This is a genomic window from Pseudomonas sp. P129 (assembly GCF_020312195.1).
Lineage (GTDB): Bacteria > Pseudomonadota > Gammaproteobacteria > Pseudomonadales > Pseudomonadaceae > Aquipseudomonas > Aquipseudomonas fragariae.
Window position 1 is genome coordinate 363,928 of the sequence record NZ_JAGPYS010000004.1, and the last position, 14,128, is coordinate 378,055.

15 protein-coding genes and 1 pseudogene are annotated in these 14,128 nt (G+C 57.0%); 3 read left to right on the forward strand and 13 right to left on the reverse strand.

Annotated elements, in window-relative coordinates; all coding sequences use genetic code 11:
- Positions 1 to 3: 3 nt before the first annotated feature.
- The 8 genes from KBY02_RS13555 to KBY02_RS13590 form a co-directional block, all read right to left on the reverse strand.
- Positions 4 to 954: an ABC transporter permease gene (locus KBY02_RS13555; protein ID WP_003400748.1), complete on the reverse strand. Its 951-nt coding sequence runs from the start codon at positions 952 to 954 to the stop codon at positions 4 to 6.
- On the reverse strand, positions 951 to 2,582 hold the full coding sequence (locus tag KBY02_RS13560) for an ABC transporter substrate-binding protein (RefSeq protein ID WP_225650570.1): 1,632 nt from the start codon (positions 2,580 to 2,582) through the stop codon (positions 951 to 953). Before KBY02_RS13560 ends, KBY02_RS13555 begins: the two co-directional genes overlap by 4 nt.
- A gap of 373 nt (positions 2,583 to 2,955) precedes the next feature.
- Positions 2,956 to 3,534, reverse strand: coding sequence for an S-(hydroxymethyl)glutathione synthase (gene gfa, locus KBY02_RS13565; protein ID WP_003400750.1), 579 nt, complete (start codon positions 3,532 to 3,534; stop codon positions 2,956 to 2,958).
- Between the two features lie 70 nt (positions 3,535 to 3,604).
- On the reverse strand, positions 3,605 to 4,714 hold the full coding sequence (locus KBY02_RS13570; protein ID WP_003400756.1) for an S-(hydroxymethyl)glutathione dehydrogenase/class III alcohol dehydrogenase: 1,110 nt from the start codon (positions 4,712 to 4,714) through the stop codon (positions 3,605 to 3,607).
- Positions 4,715 to 4,785: 71 nt separating this feature from the next.
- A complete protein-coding gene (locus KBY02_RS13575) occupies positions 4,786 to 5,187 on the reverse strand; it encodes a DoxX family protein (protein ID WP_003400759.1) in 402 nt (133 codons plus the stop codon).
- A gap of 33 nt (positions 5,188 to 5,220) precedes the next feature.
- A complete protein-coding gene (locus KBY02_RS13580; RefSeq protein WP_003400760.1) occupies positions 5,221 to 5,892 on the reverse strand; it encodes a phospholipase/carboxylesterase in 672 nt (223 codons plus the stop codon).
- A 4-nt stretch (positions 5,893 to 5,896) separates the two neighbouring features.
- Positions 5,897 to 6,730: a DODA-type extradiol aromatic ring-opening family dioxygenase gene (locus KBY02_RS13585; protein ID WP_011268115.1), complete on the reverse strand. Its 834-nt coding sequence runs from the start codon at positions 6,728 to 6,730 to the stop codon at positions 5,897 to 5,899.
- A 30-nt stretch (positions 6,731 to 6,760) separates the two neighbouring features.
- Positions 6,761 to 7,390: an NADPH-dependent F420 reductase gene (locus KBY02_RS13590; RefSeq protein ID WP_024641491.1), complete on the reverse strand. Its 630-nt coding sequence runs from the start codon at positions 7,388 to 7,390 to the stop codon at positions 6,761 to 6,763.
- A gap of 110 nt (positions 7,391 to 7,500) precedes the next feature.
- Here KBY02_RS13590 and KBY02_RS13595 point away from each other — a divergent pair, with 110 nt between their 5' ends.
- The gene (locus tag KBY02_RS13595) at positions 7,501 to 8,400 is read left to right on the forward strand and encodes a LysR family transcriptional regulator (protein ID WP_024639538.1); all 900 of its coding nucleotides are present in this window, start codon (positions 7,501 to 7,503) and stop codon (positions 8,398 to 8,400) included.
- Positions 8,401 to 8,526: 126 nt separating this feature from the next.
- Here the strand turns inward: KBY02_RS13595 and KBY02_RS13600 are convergent, their stop codons facing one another.
- From KBY02_RS13600 to KBY02_RS13620, 5 genes are all read right to left on the reverse strand, one after another.
- Positions 8,527 to 9,474, reverse strand: a complete 948-nt coding sequence (locus KBY02_RS13600) for an alpha/beta fold hydrolase (protein ID WP_024641489.1) — start codon at positions 9,472 to 9,474, stop codon at positions 8,527 to 8,529.
- Between the two features lie 198 nt (positions 9,475 to 9,672).
- Positions 9,673 to 10,257: a carboxymuconolactone decarboxylase family protein gene (locus KBY02_RS13605; protein WP_011268111.1), complete on the reverse strand. Its 585-nt coding sequence runs from the start codon at positions 10,255 to 10,257 to the stop codon at positions 9,673 to 9,675.
- 85 nt (positions 10,258 to 10,342) lie between these two features.
- Positions 10,343 to 10,957, reverse strand: a complete 615-nt coding sequence (locus KBY02_RS13610) for a nitroreductase family protein (protein WP_024641488.1) — start codon at positions 10,955 to 10,957, stop codon at positions 10,343 to 10,345.
- Positions 10,958 to 11,033: 76 nt separating this feature from the next.
- Positions 11,034 to 11,387: a putative quinol monooxygenase gene (locus tag KBY02_RS13615; protein WP_003400769.1), complete on the reverse strand. Its 354-nt coding sequence runs from the start codon at positions 11,385 to 11,387 to the stop codon at positions 11,034 to 11,036.
- Between the two features lie 86 nt (positions 11,388 to 11,473).
- Positions 11,474 to 11,671: a tautomerase family protein gene (locus KBY02_RS13620; protein WP_003400770.1), complete on the reverse strand. Its 198-nt coding sequence runs from the start codon at positions 11,669 to 11,671 to the stop codon at positions 11,474 to 11,476.
- A 142-nt stretch (positions 11,672 to 11,813) separates the two neighbouring features.
- Between KBY02_RS13620 and KBY02_RS13625 the strand changes: the two genes are divergently transcribed.
- Positions 11,814 to 12,716 (forward strand): LysR family transcriptional regulator, encoded by a 903-nt coding sequence (locus tag KBY02_RS13625; RefSeq protein WP_003400772.1) that lies wholly within the window; start codon positions 11,814 to 11,816, stop codon positions 12,714 to 12,716.
- 368 nt (positions 12,717 to 13,084) lie between these two features.
- Positions 13,085 to 13,846, forward strand: a pseudogene (locus tag KBY02_RS13630) (transporter substrate-binding domain-containing protein); the annotation flags it as partial.
- Positions 13,847 to 14,128 lie beyond the last annotated feature (282 nt).

A 14,128-nucleotide genomic window follows, 5' to 3' on the forward strand; every position in this document is an offset into this window, starting at 1 on the left:
GCTTCAGGAGACCTTTGGCGTATGGGCGATGCGCGGATCCAGCGCGGGATACAGCAGGTCAACGATCAGATTGACCACGACGAACGCAGCTGCGGAGACCGCAACGATGGCAAGTACCACCGGGATGTCCTGGCGCAGCACGGCTTCCTGGGCAAGTCGACCGACCCCGGAGCGGGCGAAAATGGTTTCCACCAGCACCGCGCCGGATACCGTGTTACCCACCTGCAGGCCGATCAGTGTCAGCAGCGGCAGGGCAGCGTTCTTGAACGCATGGCGGGCCTGAACCTGCGCGCGGGTAAGGCCCTTGGCGTAGGCGGTTATGATGTAGGGCTCTTTCCAGACGCCCTGAAAGCCGCGTTGCAGGACCTGGGCATACACCGCAGCGCTGGGGATCGCCAGCGTGACGGCGGGCAGTATCAGGCTTGAGAAACCCTGATTGCCGGTCGCCGGGAACCAGCCAAGGGTGAACGCGAACAGTTGAATGAACAGCAGGCCCAGCCAGAAGACCGGCACCGAGAAGCCCAGCGACGGCAGGCGTGACAAGGCGACTTTCAAGGGCTGCCAGCGTACGTAGGCAGTGAGATACGCCAGACCTGTCCCGCCGATCAGTGACAGAACAATGGCCAGCCCCGCGAGGCTCAGGGTTTGCGGCAGACGTTCGATCAGCAACTCCGATACCGGGCGATTGAGCGTCAGCGAGTTGCCGAAGTCACCGTGTATGGCTCCCCACAGCAAATCGACGTATTGCTCGAAGATGCCCCGGTCCAGCCCGTAATAGAGCTTGGCCTTGGCGAGGTCCTGCGCGGACAGTGAGTCGATTTCGACACCCGAGGCGCTGAGCATGATCGACAGAGTGTCGCCGGGCAGCAGGTACAGAATGAAATAGGTGACGCTGTAGGCACCCCAAAGTACCAGCAGCGCTTGCGCGATGCGACTGAGGATATAGCGGCTCATGGCGTTGCCAACTCGATGTCGTTGAACAGCGCAAAGCCTTCCGCCGTCCAGTGGAAGTTGCGTACGTTTTTCGCCGTGGCGGCTTGCCAGACCCGCTCGTAGACCGGGAACGCCGAGCCTTCGTCGATCAGCAAGTCCTGCAACTCGCCATAGGCCCGGGCACGCTGCTCGCTTTGCGTGGCGGTCAGTCCGGCGTCGAACAGCGCAAGGGCTCTGGGCAGTGTTTCCGGCGCGTAAAGGTTGGTCGCCAGAGTCGAGCTGTTGGCGCTGCGCGGGTCGATGATGGTCTGCAGGATGATCGGGTCGGCGCGGGTCATGTAGTTGTACGTCAGGTCATAATTGCCTGCCGCATTGGCAGCGGCCCATTCGGCGGTGGTCACCACGTTGAGCTTGAGCTCGATGCCCACCTTGCGCAGTTGATCCTGGATCAGTACATCGCCAGCGGTTTCGGCGGGTGACAGGTTGTAGGCCAGCTTCAGCCGTTTGCCCTCCTTGTAGCGATAGCCGTCGGCATTTTTTTGCCAGCCAGCCTGGTCGAGCAAGCGCTCGGCACCCTGAGGATCATAGGCAAGCTTGTCGGCCTGGTTTTTGTAAAACGGTGTAGTGATGTCGAAGACACCGGAGACCACCGGGAACTGCGGGTTGTAGACCGTCGCTGCATAGGTCTTGCGGTCGATTGCCTTTTGCAAAGCCTGGCGCACGTTACGGTCGGCAAGAATGCGATTGCCGCGTGTGTTGGGGTACAGGTTCAGTGCCGGTCCTGGCAGCGACCGGCTTTGAATGGTCGCGCCCCTGGACTTGAACAGGTTGAGATCCACCTCGGAGAACGGGTTGCGCGGCCAGAGAATATCGACCTGCCCCTGAACGAACTGGCCGTTACGTACGCTTTCTTCCGGCACGTAGCTGACCTCGACTGCGTCCAGATGCGCTTCGCCCTTGTTCTGCGCATTGGCCGATGGCCAGGCATAGCCCTTGCGTTTGATCAGGCGCAAACCGCTTTCCGGGGTATAGCGCTCCAGCACGAATGGCCCGGTGCCGATGATTGCACCCAGCGAGCGCTGCTTGACGCTGAGTGCGTAGGACTCTGGAGCAAGAATGGAGAGATTGGTGGTTGAGGTGGCTTGCAGAAAGCCCGCATTGGGGTGGGCCAGCACCAGTTTGATGGTGAAGTCGTCCATTACCTCGGCGTGGTCGTAGCCTTTGAGGTAAGTGGCGCCGAAGGTGGCTGGCAATTGTGCGGCGAACGACTTGTCCGCGTCGTAGGCCGTCTTCACCGCTTGAGCGTCGAAACGTGTGCCGTTGCTGAAGGTCACGTCCTTGCGCAAGTGAAAGGTGTACTCCAGCGCGTTGTCACTGATTTCCCAGCGCTCCGCCAGCCAGGGAATGATCTTGCCGGTCTGCGGGTCCTGATCGGTCAGGGACTCGGCAATATTGCGCAGCACCACCCGATGCTCCAGCCAGTACACCTGAAACGGGTCAAGGCTGACCAGCGTGGTGTTGTCTCTGAAGAACGCCACTTTGAGTGTCTTGGCTGCCTGGCTGTCCTGGCCGGAAGGTGAGCAGCCAAGCAGGGTTATGGCTGTGACGGCGGTAAACAGCAGGCGCGATAGGAGCGGGCGCCGGGTCATCGCATTGTGCTCCGAGTCACGAATCCATCTGAGAAAGTCGAAGGTGGTGTACGGCGCATGGAAGGTCCTCTTCAAGTCGGGCACAGTGCTTCAGCACTGATTTCTTAAGACCGTATTCTTATGATTACGCGCTGTAAAAGTCTTTTTTCTTCTAATCTAATATAGGTTTTTATGATTTATAAAGTTAGTAATTATGCTCTATTGGTATTTTATGGTGCATGGCCAATTTCTGTAACGGGTCTGCAGCGCGCCCCGGAAACGACAAAGCCCTCGAGTCAGGAGGGCTTTGTGAGTGCTGTATGGTTCAGTGCATGCGTTCCGGATAAGCCATCACCACGCTTGGTAAGGTGGGTGATGCCCGCCAGGGATTATCTCAGCTCGCCTGAAGAACGCCATTTTGCTTCGCTACGTGTGCTGCCAAGGCATCCATCAGTGCCGGGGAAAGACAGTCGTAGGTTGGCAAACCCATCGTGTTGAAACGTTCGCGAATGCCGTCCATTTCAGCTGGCGGCGTACCCGTTTCAATGACCGACGAGACGAACGCGGCAAAACCGGGCGCAGCCCAGCCTGTCTGAGGAGACAGTTCGGTGTGCACGAAATCCAGACCGTGGAACGCGTGGTTCTGGTTTTCGATGCGACCATACATGTGGGCACCACATTCTTTGCAGGCGTGACGCTGGATGGTAGCGCTTGCATCAATGATGGTCAGTTTGGCTGCGTTGACGGTAACGCTGACTTTGTCGCGATTGACTACCGCGATGACGGCAAACCTGGCGCCCGCTGGTTTCCAGCATTTACTGCAACCGCAGGCGTGGTTATGCAGTGTTTGAGCATCGACTTTGACCTCAACCTTGTCGGTCGGGCAAAGGCACTGCAGAGTGCCGCCTGCAAAGTCGGTAGCAGCGGATTTGATGCCGTTATCCAGCGCAGGGTGAAGTTTTACATCGCTCACAGTGTACCTCCAGCTATAGGGGTGACTTGGAACAGGTTCCATGGCAACTGCCCCGGAACAGTGGACGACATCAGTATTTGATGACGGTGCGGATCGACTTGCCTTCGTGCATCAAGTCAAACGCTTCATTGATGCGATCCAGGCCCATGGTGTGAGTGACAAAAGGTGCCAGCTCGATCTCGCCTTTCATCGCGTCTTCAACCATCTTCGGCAGTTGGCTACGGCCTTTTACGCCGCCAAACGCCGAGCCTTTCCAGGTACGGCCGGTGACCAGCTGGAAGGGACGGGTCGAGATTTCCTGACCGGCACCGGCAACACCAATGACGATCGATTGGCCCCAGCCGCGGTGGGCACATTCGAGCGCAGCGCGCATCACATGCACGTTACCGATACATTCGAAGGAGTGGTCGACACCCCAGCCAGTCATCTCAATGATCACCTGCTGGATCGGCTGTTCGTGATCTTTTGGATTCACACAGTCGGTAGCGCCAAACGAACGGGCCAGTTCGAACTTGGCAGGGTTGGTGTCGATAGCGATGATGCGTCCTGCCTTGGCCTGACGCGCACCCTGAATCGCCGCCAGACCGATGCCGCCCAGGCCAAATACCGCGACTGTGTCGCCAGGCTGGACTTTGGCCGTGTTGTGCACCGCGCCAATGCCGGTAGTCACGCCGCAGCCGAGCAGGCAGACGTGCTCGGGGTTGGCGTCTGGATTGATCTTCGCGACAGAAACTTCAGCGACAACAGTGTACTCGCTGAAGGTCGAGCAACCCATGTAGTGGTACAGGGGTTGGCCGTTGTAGGAGAAGCGTGAAGTGCCGTCCGGCATCACGCCTTTGCCCTGAGTGGCGCGCACAGCGGTGCACAGGTTGGTTTTGCCCGATTTACAGAACAGGCACTCGCCGCATTCGGCGGTGTACAGCGGAATGACGTGGTCACCGACTTTCACGCTGGTCACGCCTTCGCCTACTTCCATGACGATGCCGGCGCCTTCATGGCCCAGTACTACCGGGAACAGGCCTTCCGGATCATCGCCCGAAAGTGTGAAAGCATCCGTATGGCATACACCGGTATCGGTGATCTTGATCAGCACTTCGCCCTTGCGTGGCGGCTCGACGTCGATCTCGACGATCTGGAGCGGCTTGCCAGGTTCAAATGCAACTGCAGCACGAGACTTCATGTGATTTTCTCCAATTGATGATGCTCGAGCCTTTGATCGTTGTCTTTGGGCCGAGCATCGATAGGTGCCTGTCACTGCGTTCTGGAAGATTTCACAGCAAACGCGCCATCACCCAGCAGAGCGAGGACCAGCGCTGTGACGGACAGATAGATCGGATATTCCCAGCCACCGTTAGCGTTGGTGAAGCTCCAGCCGTTGCCGAAATGCACGGTGGCGGCGACAAACAGTTGAACAACAGCGATTGCAGCAACCCAGCGGGCGTAGACCCCCAGTACCAGCATCAAACCGCCGATCACTTCGAAGGCCATAACCGGATAGGCAAGGAAGCCTGGAAAGCCAATGGATTCGAAAAAGCCAGCAGTACCTGCCGGAGTAAAGACCAATACTTTGGTCAGGCCGTGGGCGATGAACATGAGGCCCAATGCCAGGCGCAGTACAAAAGCAGCGTAAGGCGCGGTGCGTGAATCGATCATGGAAAATTCCTTGTGTTAAATAAGCAGTGGGGTTCAGTTGGAAAGCGAAAGTGTCCGGTCCAGCCATTGCGAGAAGTCAGCCAGTTCCTGCGGAATGATCTCGTGGGCCATGTCGTAAAAATGAGTCTGGTGCTGCACACCGATCCGGCTGAGCCAGGCGTCAGCTTCATGTGCCCAGTCAATCGGCAGTACGTTGTCCTGCTGGCCGTGAGCGATGAAGGCTGAGACGCCTTGCAACTGATCACGTGGCGCAATCTTTGGCTCGATTTCTCGCAGCATCCGCCCGCTCAGCAGCGCAAAACCTGCTACCAGCTCAGGTTGTGTGACGCCGACGCTTGAGCTCATGATGCCGCCCTGGCTGAACCCGGCGATCACAGTGGGCAGCGGGGGAAGCGCCTGAATAAACCGGATCAATAACTGGCGGCTGGACTCAGCCTGCTCCTGGTTAAAAGAAGGCCCATCGCTGGTGAAGTTGACCTGGTACCAGGCGAAGCCTTGAGGACCCAGTTGCAGCGGGCCGCGGAGCAACAGGATTTCGATCTCTTCGGGCAGCGACGCGGCCAGACTGGCGAGATTGGCTTCGTTCGATCCTACTCCGTGAAGCAGTAGCAACCGTGCCTTTGGGTTGACAGTGCTACATGCCTTACGGAAAAAAATACCCGACTCGGACTCGCGTGCGGGTTCAGAGAAGTTGATGTTTTGCATGAGGTTATTTCACACCTTGAACGGTTTGAGCTGACTCGAATCGTTCGCTATCAATTGAGGTAAACAGGTAGCTGTCCATCGCCAGAACGCCGTGGGTAATACCGCCGTCCATTACCTGTGTCTGATAACCGTGACCAGCTGCCCCGAGCGCAATAACCAGCGGCAGGAAATGCTCATCGGTCGGATGTGCACGTTCGGCTGAAGGTGCGTACTGCTTGTAGTCGAGCAACTGATCAATGTTTCCTGCCTGCAGGGTCAGGGCGGTCCATGCTGCGAACTGTTTGACGTAGTCGGCGCCGTGGCTTGTTGCGCCGCGGAACTCGTACAGGTTGTGGGTGAGGCTGCCTGACGCCACGATCAATACGTTCATCTCACGCAGTGGCTTGAGTGCTGCGCCGAGCTGCCAGGCGCTGCGTGTATCAAGCGTGGCGGGCATGGACACCTGAACGACCGGTATGTCTGCGTCGGGTGCCAGATACATAAGTGGTATCCAGGCACCGTGATCCAGGCCGCGGGCGGAATCGAGCCGCGATTGCCAGCCCGCCGTCTGCAGCAGCTCAACAATATGACTCGCTAACGCTGGTGCGCCCGGAGCCGGGTAGGACAACGTATACAAAGCGCCCGGAAAACCACCAAAGTCATGAATGGTTTCAGGTGCTGTGCTCGACGTAACCCTGACTTCGCCACGGGTCATCCAGTGCGGCGAGACAACCACGATGGCATCAGGTTTTGGCAGCTCACGACCGAGCCTGGCCAGTCTCGGGCCTGCCAGGCCGGGCTCGATGGCGAACGTGGGAGCACCATGAGACACAAACAGCAGGGGGAATGAAGTGTTCATGGTGACTGCTCCTGATTGATGATGTGTTGCTTACTTGCTCAGCCAGACCGGAGCGACCGAAGTGCCCAGACCCGCGCCGTAGCCGAGGTAGATGTTGAAACCCGCCAGTGGCTCCAGATAGCGAGCGTTAACCAGGCCGCCAGCGTCCACGGTGTTCCAGCCCAGGCTGCGAGCCAGCGCGATAGCGGTTTGCTTGGCGCGCTCACTGTCGCTGGCGACAAATACGCTGCCGGTCTGGTCGTTGGCGAACTTCGGACCATCGGCGAGCACTTGAGCGAACAGGGTGTTGAACGCTTTCACAACGTTGGCTTGGGGCACAGCCCTGGCGATTTCTTCCGAGGCGCTGGTGACGTGGCCGACGGTCAATGACATGTAGTCGGCGCTCAGCGGGTTGGTGATATCGATCACCACTTTACCGGTCAGGTCACCCAGGCTTTGCAGTGCAGCGGTCGCATCGGCATAGGCGGTGGCCACCACGATCACTTCGCTGTCACCCAACGCTTCGGACGCTGCATAAGCGCTGACATTCGCGTGCTGGTCGGCCAGGGCCTGCGCCTTGCTGATGTCACGGCCAGTGATGCGGACGCTGTGCCCTGCGGCAGAAAGCTGTTTCGCAAAGGCTGAGCCCATGTTGCCGGTACCGATTACTGTGATTTTCATGACTGCCTCTCTCTGAGTGGAGTTGCGTTTCGATGGGCCCAGTTTATAGATTGCCAGGCAGGGATAAATCGGGCTGAATGTGATGAATAGTTCCACTAAGTGAGACAATCATGGATCGTGCACTGGAAATGCAGGTCTTCTGCACCGTTGTTGATAAGGGCAGTTTTGTCGGGGCAGCCGAGCCACTCGGCATGTCCAAGGCAGCCATCTCGCGTTACGTGAGCACGCTGGAGGAGCGTCTCGGCGCGCGGTTGTTGCACCGCACGACTCGGCGGCTTTCCTTGACGGATGAGGGGCGTCAGTTCTATCACCAGGCCCGTGAGGTGCTGGCCATGATGGATGAGGCAGAGAAGGCTGTATCGTCTGCTTCGCCGGAGGCCAGCGGAGTGCTTCGAGTCAACGCCCCGGTCAGTTTTGGCGTGCTGCACCTGGCTCCGATCTGGGCCGATTTCATGAGCGCCTACCCCAAGGTCGAGCTGGAAATCAGCTTGAGCGATCGTCTGGTGGATCTGGTTGACGAAGGTATTGATGCAGCGGTGCGTATCGCACGCATGGATAATTCGTCGTTGGTGGGCAGACGCCTGGCCAGTACCCGGATGTGCCTGTGTGCGTCGCCTGCGTATCTGGCCAGCCACGCACCCATTGAAAAACTATCGGATGTGGCAGAGCACGGGGTAGTGGCCTACAGCAACTTTGCCAGCGGTACTGAATGGCAATTCGAGGGGCCCGAAGGCAGTGAAAGCGTGCACACGCGCTCGGTGGTTCGATGTAATAACGGGGATACCTGCCGCGCCATCACATTGGCCGGTGGTGGCATTTCGTTGCAGCCGAGTTTTATGGTGGCGCAGGATCTACGCCGAGGCGATCTGGTCGAAATACTTCCCGAGTATCAATCGGTCGAGTTGGGGATCTACGTGGTGTATCCAACCCGTAAACATTTACCCGCGAAGGTAAGATCGCTGATCAACTTTCTGGTTGAGCGATTCGCCCATCCAGTATGGGAGCAGTGACAGACCTTTGGAAAAAACCGGCTGATATAAGGGGCAGTGAAGGTATCAGCCGGATAAAAGGAGCGCTGTATCAGGAACGTCCGTACGCACAGAAACCCGGAAGTGCGGCCACCCACCGAATCGCCGTTACTGCAAAAAGCTGCGCAGGTCTGCCGCAAATTTCACTGGATTCTTGAACGCCAGGAAGTGATCGCCTTGCTCGGCTTTGGTGTACACATGAAGTACCGAGTCCCGGATAACCGAGCTCATCCAGTGCTGACTCTCCAGCCAGTCGCTGTACTCACCGGTGAAGATTGCGGTCGGCACATTGATCTTTGACCGAATGACGTCTCGCCAGTCGTTGGTTGTGTGATCGAAAAGCACCTGCCTGGTAAATGCCATGTCATCTTTAACCACCTCTTGCACGAGGCTGATGACGTTATGGAAGTAGGGCGAGTCCATCGCCATCGCTCGCTCGACAACCCGGCTTGCGGAAACCAGCCTGTTGGTGGCGATGCCTTGCGCATAGGATGCGATCATTCGCTCGGGCGACGTGGTGAACGCCCCGGCCTCGAGCCGTTCTTGCTCCGTCCAGTCGGCGTGGCAATAAATCGAGGGTGCCTGGTCAATGATGCTCAGGGTGCGAATGCCTTGCGTGCCAAACAGATCGATGTAGGCCCACATCACCGATGCGCCCATGGACCAGCCGCAGTAGTCGGCCTGCGAAACGCCCAAATGGCCGGCGAACTCTTTCACGTCCATGGCGTACCGTGAAATGCGATTACCGAAGTCGACCCGCTCGGAAAGGCCCTGATTTCTCACGTCCAGCACATACACATGGTAGTGCTCGCTCAGGATGTGCATCAGGTGAAAGTACATTGCGCCGTTGGCCGACCAGCCGGGGATGAAGATCAACGGTTGCCCGGCGCCGGCTTCCCAATAGCCGAGATTAACGCCGTCGCTGGTGGTGAAGCTGCTTATCTTCAGATCAGTAAAGTCGGAGGTACGAAAGGGCTGACCAATGATCTCATGAGGAAAGTAGAAATCTTCATCAAGCAATGCGTTGAGCGATATGGCTTTTAATGGGTATTTCAAGAAGGAACACCTGCAATTAAAAAGGGTGATGGACAGGTCCTGGCATCGCCCCAGGCCTTTGGCAGGCCGTACGGGTTGATCGTTGCCCACGCAGACCAGGCTCGATCATTCAGCGTGCCGCGACCGTTGAAAGGAGGAGGTGGGTCGATGGCGGTACAGCCATCGATCCATGCTTCAGGAAGCAGGCATACGTCGGTATCAGCCTTTGATCCAGTTCCCATCCGACTGGGCATCAACGGCGATATCGAAGGTCTGAATGTAGCCTGACAACATCCGATAAAAACCAATGACGAGAATGGCATCGCTCAGCTCCTGGAGCGAGAAGTGCTGCAAGGTATGCTTGAACAGCACACCCGGGGCCTTGCCTTTGTCGATAATGGCCTGGCCAAACCGAAGCAGGACGCGCTCGTCCTCTTTGAACGCTGTGGCATCCTCCAGGCAGCCTTCTGCGATGGCGACGAACTGATCAGGACGAACCCCCGCAACTTGAGCGATGGAAACATGCTGCTCCCACTCATAGGCGACGTTCTCATGCGCAGCCAGCAGCAATACCATCATCTCCTTATGATAGTCGGAGAGGGTGAGGTCCCTGAATATTGCGTTGGTCAGGTCGATGACAGGAATAAATGCTCCGGGGCTGTAACCCAGCATTCGAAAGAAGTTGACCTTCGTTGGAAGCTTCTCGAATTTTTCCCGTACCTGATCAGGCAGTTTTGTAAAATCGGGATACTCGATTTCAACTTTGGAACTGATGTTGTCATGCGGGCCGGTCGGGTTGGCCATGGGACGCTCCTTCAGAGTGATCTGGTCGTCGTGATGTCGGGTTTGACAGGGTTGTTTAAGCGATGCGTCGTCCGCACTTTGTGTGCTAGATAAACTCAAGCACTTCGCGAACGGCTTTACGCGGCTTTTGCGGCCAGTTGCTCTCGCCTGGATAACCGACGGTCACCAGCATCACGGGGATTTCAGTAGCTGAAAGATTGAATGCTTCTGCAACCGCCGCTGGGTCAAAGCCGATCATGGGGGTTGAATCAAGGCCTTGGCCTTTAGCTGCAAGCATCAGCGTCATGGCGGCCAGCGAGCCTGAACGGATGGCTTCATCGCGCTGCAGTTGTGGATTTTCAGCGTACATACCCTGAACGGCGCCCACCCACATGTCATAAATGGCCTTGTCGATGACCCCGGCATCCATCGAAGGCTTCAGCGACGTTGCAATCGTTTGATGCGGATTCAGGGTGCCACACACAATAAATGTCACGGCTGAATCCACCACCTTCTTTTGTCCATAGGCCAAGGGCAGCAAACGTGCTTTTGCTTCTTCACTGCGTATGGCTACGAAACGCCAGTTTTGAAGGTTGAAGGCGGACGGCGCATGGGTGGCCAGATCAATCAGATCAGTGATCGCTTGATCTGAGAGTTTGCGCTCAGTGTCGTAGTTGTTGGCGGAAATTCGGGACTTGATGAGGTCAGCGATAATAGACATGGTGCTCTCTGTGCCGTAAGGGGGAAACAAGTGCAGCCCCGGTTTTTTGCAGTCGAGTCTGCGCAGATCAAATCGGTTAGCGGCTGAAGCCGTCGAACGGCGTCATGTACACAGCACCGAACGGATCCAGGCGTTTACGGATCTCGGCATCTGGTGTGCCGTACACAACCAGACTGGTGATGGTGCACAGTTCGAGGAAGCGCTTGCCGAATGGGGCGAAGGTGATGTCTACGTGGCTGACAACGGATTCGACGTTATAGCGCTCAAGGATATGCGCAACGCTTTGATCTTCATTCACGCTGTACTCGTAAACCAGGGTGCCGGGCTCTTTCCGGGTGGCGGCAACGACCTGGGCGATCAGCGCTTTGAACTCGGCAAAGTCGCCGGGTTTGATTGCAAGCGAGAATAAGCAGGAAATATGTGGATGCATGGTGATCTCTTCCACGGTCGGCCCCCAAGGGGGGCAGGTGAGGATGCAACGCTGATCCAGTCGTTGCATTTATGCAGTGTGCAGGTTCAGGGCGTGGCGGGAGTTTCACCGAACAATTTGCCCGCACCTGCCCAATCCGACGGTGCTACGTCTTCGAAAATGACGTAGATGTATTCGGCGGGAGTCCCCGTGTTTTTGACGATGCTTTCGGTGATTTCAGCAGCTACGGCGGCTTTCTGAGCATGCTCTTTACCTTCGAACCAGCTGACGCGTACGACGGGCATGATGTATTCCTGTTTGGGATTGAAAACTCGGTCTGATGTGATCAGCCAGAGACATACCTCCATGCTAGGGTAGAAGTGTCTGGCGATAAACTGCCTGAAACTCTAAAGTGGGTAGAGTTATTGTCTACTTTTCAGGGCAGTTATGATTCCCATAGACTCGTTCCAAGGCGTCATCACCTTTGTGGTGGCAGCGCGTTCGAATAGCTTTACCGAGGCAGCCGGGCGACTGGGTATTTCGAAATCGGCCGTCGGCAAATCCATAGCCCGGCTTGAAGCGCGACTGGGCGTCCAGCTGTTTCATCGCTCTACCCGTCGAATATCTCTGACTGCTGATGGCGATGCCTATTTCATCGCCTGCTCGAACGCGCTCGAAGAAATAGGTGCGGCTGAAAGCGGATTGGCTCCGGGAACCCGCGAACCGTCCGGACGATTGCGCATCGATATACCCGTGGCATTCGGGCGCCGGGTTGTCGCCCCGTTGTTATTTGAAATCGCTAACAAGTATCCCGCGCTGCAGTTGAATATGACTTTTTCTGACCACTTGGTCGATCCGATTGAAGAGGGGATCGACCTGCTGGTTCGTTTTGGAGAACTCAAGGATACCAGCGGCCTTGTTGCTCGCCGGCTTGCGCGACAACGCTGGGCTATTTGCGCCGCGCCGAGTTATCTGGCCCGTTTTGGCGTACCTGACACCCTGGAAGATCTGAATCGTCACCATTGCATCGTCGGCCATCGACGGGGCCAACCACTCTCCTGGCGAGTCAATGAAGATCAGGAAACCGTTCGCTACGCGCCACCTTCCGCACATCAGATCGGCGATGGCGAGGCCATGATCCTGGCAGCCGTCGCCGGCGTCGGCCTGTGCCAGATGCCGCGCTGCCTGTTCAAGGACGACATTGACGCGGGCCGACTGGTTGAGGTGCTGGCAGGCTATGAACCAGAGCCCGTTGAAGTACATGCCGTATGGCCCAGGGTTTCTCACTTGCGGCCCAAGGTGAGGTATGTGGTTGATGAGCTGGTGCGGTTGTGTGAGCACTGGCAGTAGCGTCTTCGCGAAGACATTCCAGCCAGGCAGACGCCCTGCATCACCTCGGGCCAATCCGGTTTTGCAAAACCCGCTACCGCCAATTCATGGAGCCCCACACATACTGATTGGGCAAGTGTTCATTCCACTTGATACTGGCACGTGACGCGTATGGGGCGCCCAGGCAGGCACCTTTTTCGCGCTATGCTTATGCTAAAAAGGTATTAATTTTATGTAAAACATAAGGTTAAGCTATATATCAATACGTAAGTTCAAGGCCCTGCCTGATGTGTTTTCTGTCCGTTTATCCCGATGTGGAAGGCCAGCAATGACCTTCGATTACGCATTCCGAACAGAAGCCCGTGGCCAAGGCTGCCCCTTCACCGTCCAGCAGCTACCTGGAAACCATCAAGGCCCGTGACAAGCTGATTGTCGGCGTGTTCAGCGATAAACCGCCTTTTGGCTTCGTCAACGAGCAGGGCCAGTACGTCGGTTTCGACACTGACCTGGGCAAGCGTTTCGCCAAGGACCTGCTGGGCGACGAGAAGAAGGTCGAGTTCGTGGTGGTCGAGCCCGCCAGCCGCATACCGTTTCTGCAGAGTGACAAGGTAGATTTGATTCTGGCCAACATGACCGTCACGCCGGAACGTCGGGAGGCGGTGGATTTCACCCATCCGAATCTGCGTGTTGCAGTCCAGGCGCTGGTGCCGCAAGCCAGCCCGGTCAAGACCCTGGACGATCTGGCGAGCAAGACCACCATCGTCACCACCGGCACCACCGCTGATATCTGGCTGACGAAAAATCACCCTGACTGGAAAGTGCTGAAGTTCGAGAAAAACTCCGAGTCGCTGCAGGCGCTGGCCAATGGTCGTGGCGATGCCTATGCGCAGGACAATCTGGTGCTGTTCAGCTGGGCGAAGAAAAACCCCGGCTACCGCGTGCTGGAGCAGAAACTCGGTGACGAAGCGCCAATCGCCCCTGCAGTCAAAAAAGGCAATATCGAGCTGCGCGACTGGGTCAATACCGAACTGGCCAGACTGGGCGAAGAGAAATACCTGCTCAAGCTCTACGACCAGTATGTACGCCTGGAACTGGCCGAGGGCACAGACCCCAACGCGGTCATCGTCGAAGGCGGAAGCTGGAAGCCTTGATGGCAGAGGCCTGACGGTATTGACTGAATGGCGAACCGGCTCAATGCCGGTTCGTTTTACTACATGAGCGGCAATCGCACTGGCTACGCTGAACAAGCTTACGATTCAAGCTGAAACCGCAGGGCTGGCCAGCATGACCGGGCCCGATCAACTTCCTTCCTTCGTCGTACACCGCAACCTGTCGAACACACCCGCATAAATAAGGCACTGATGGCTTGTCAAGTCGTGCCTGTGCTCAGTCGATAAAGGCGCTAAGGTTTCCTTAAAAAGGATAACTATCAT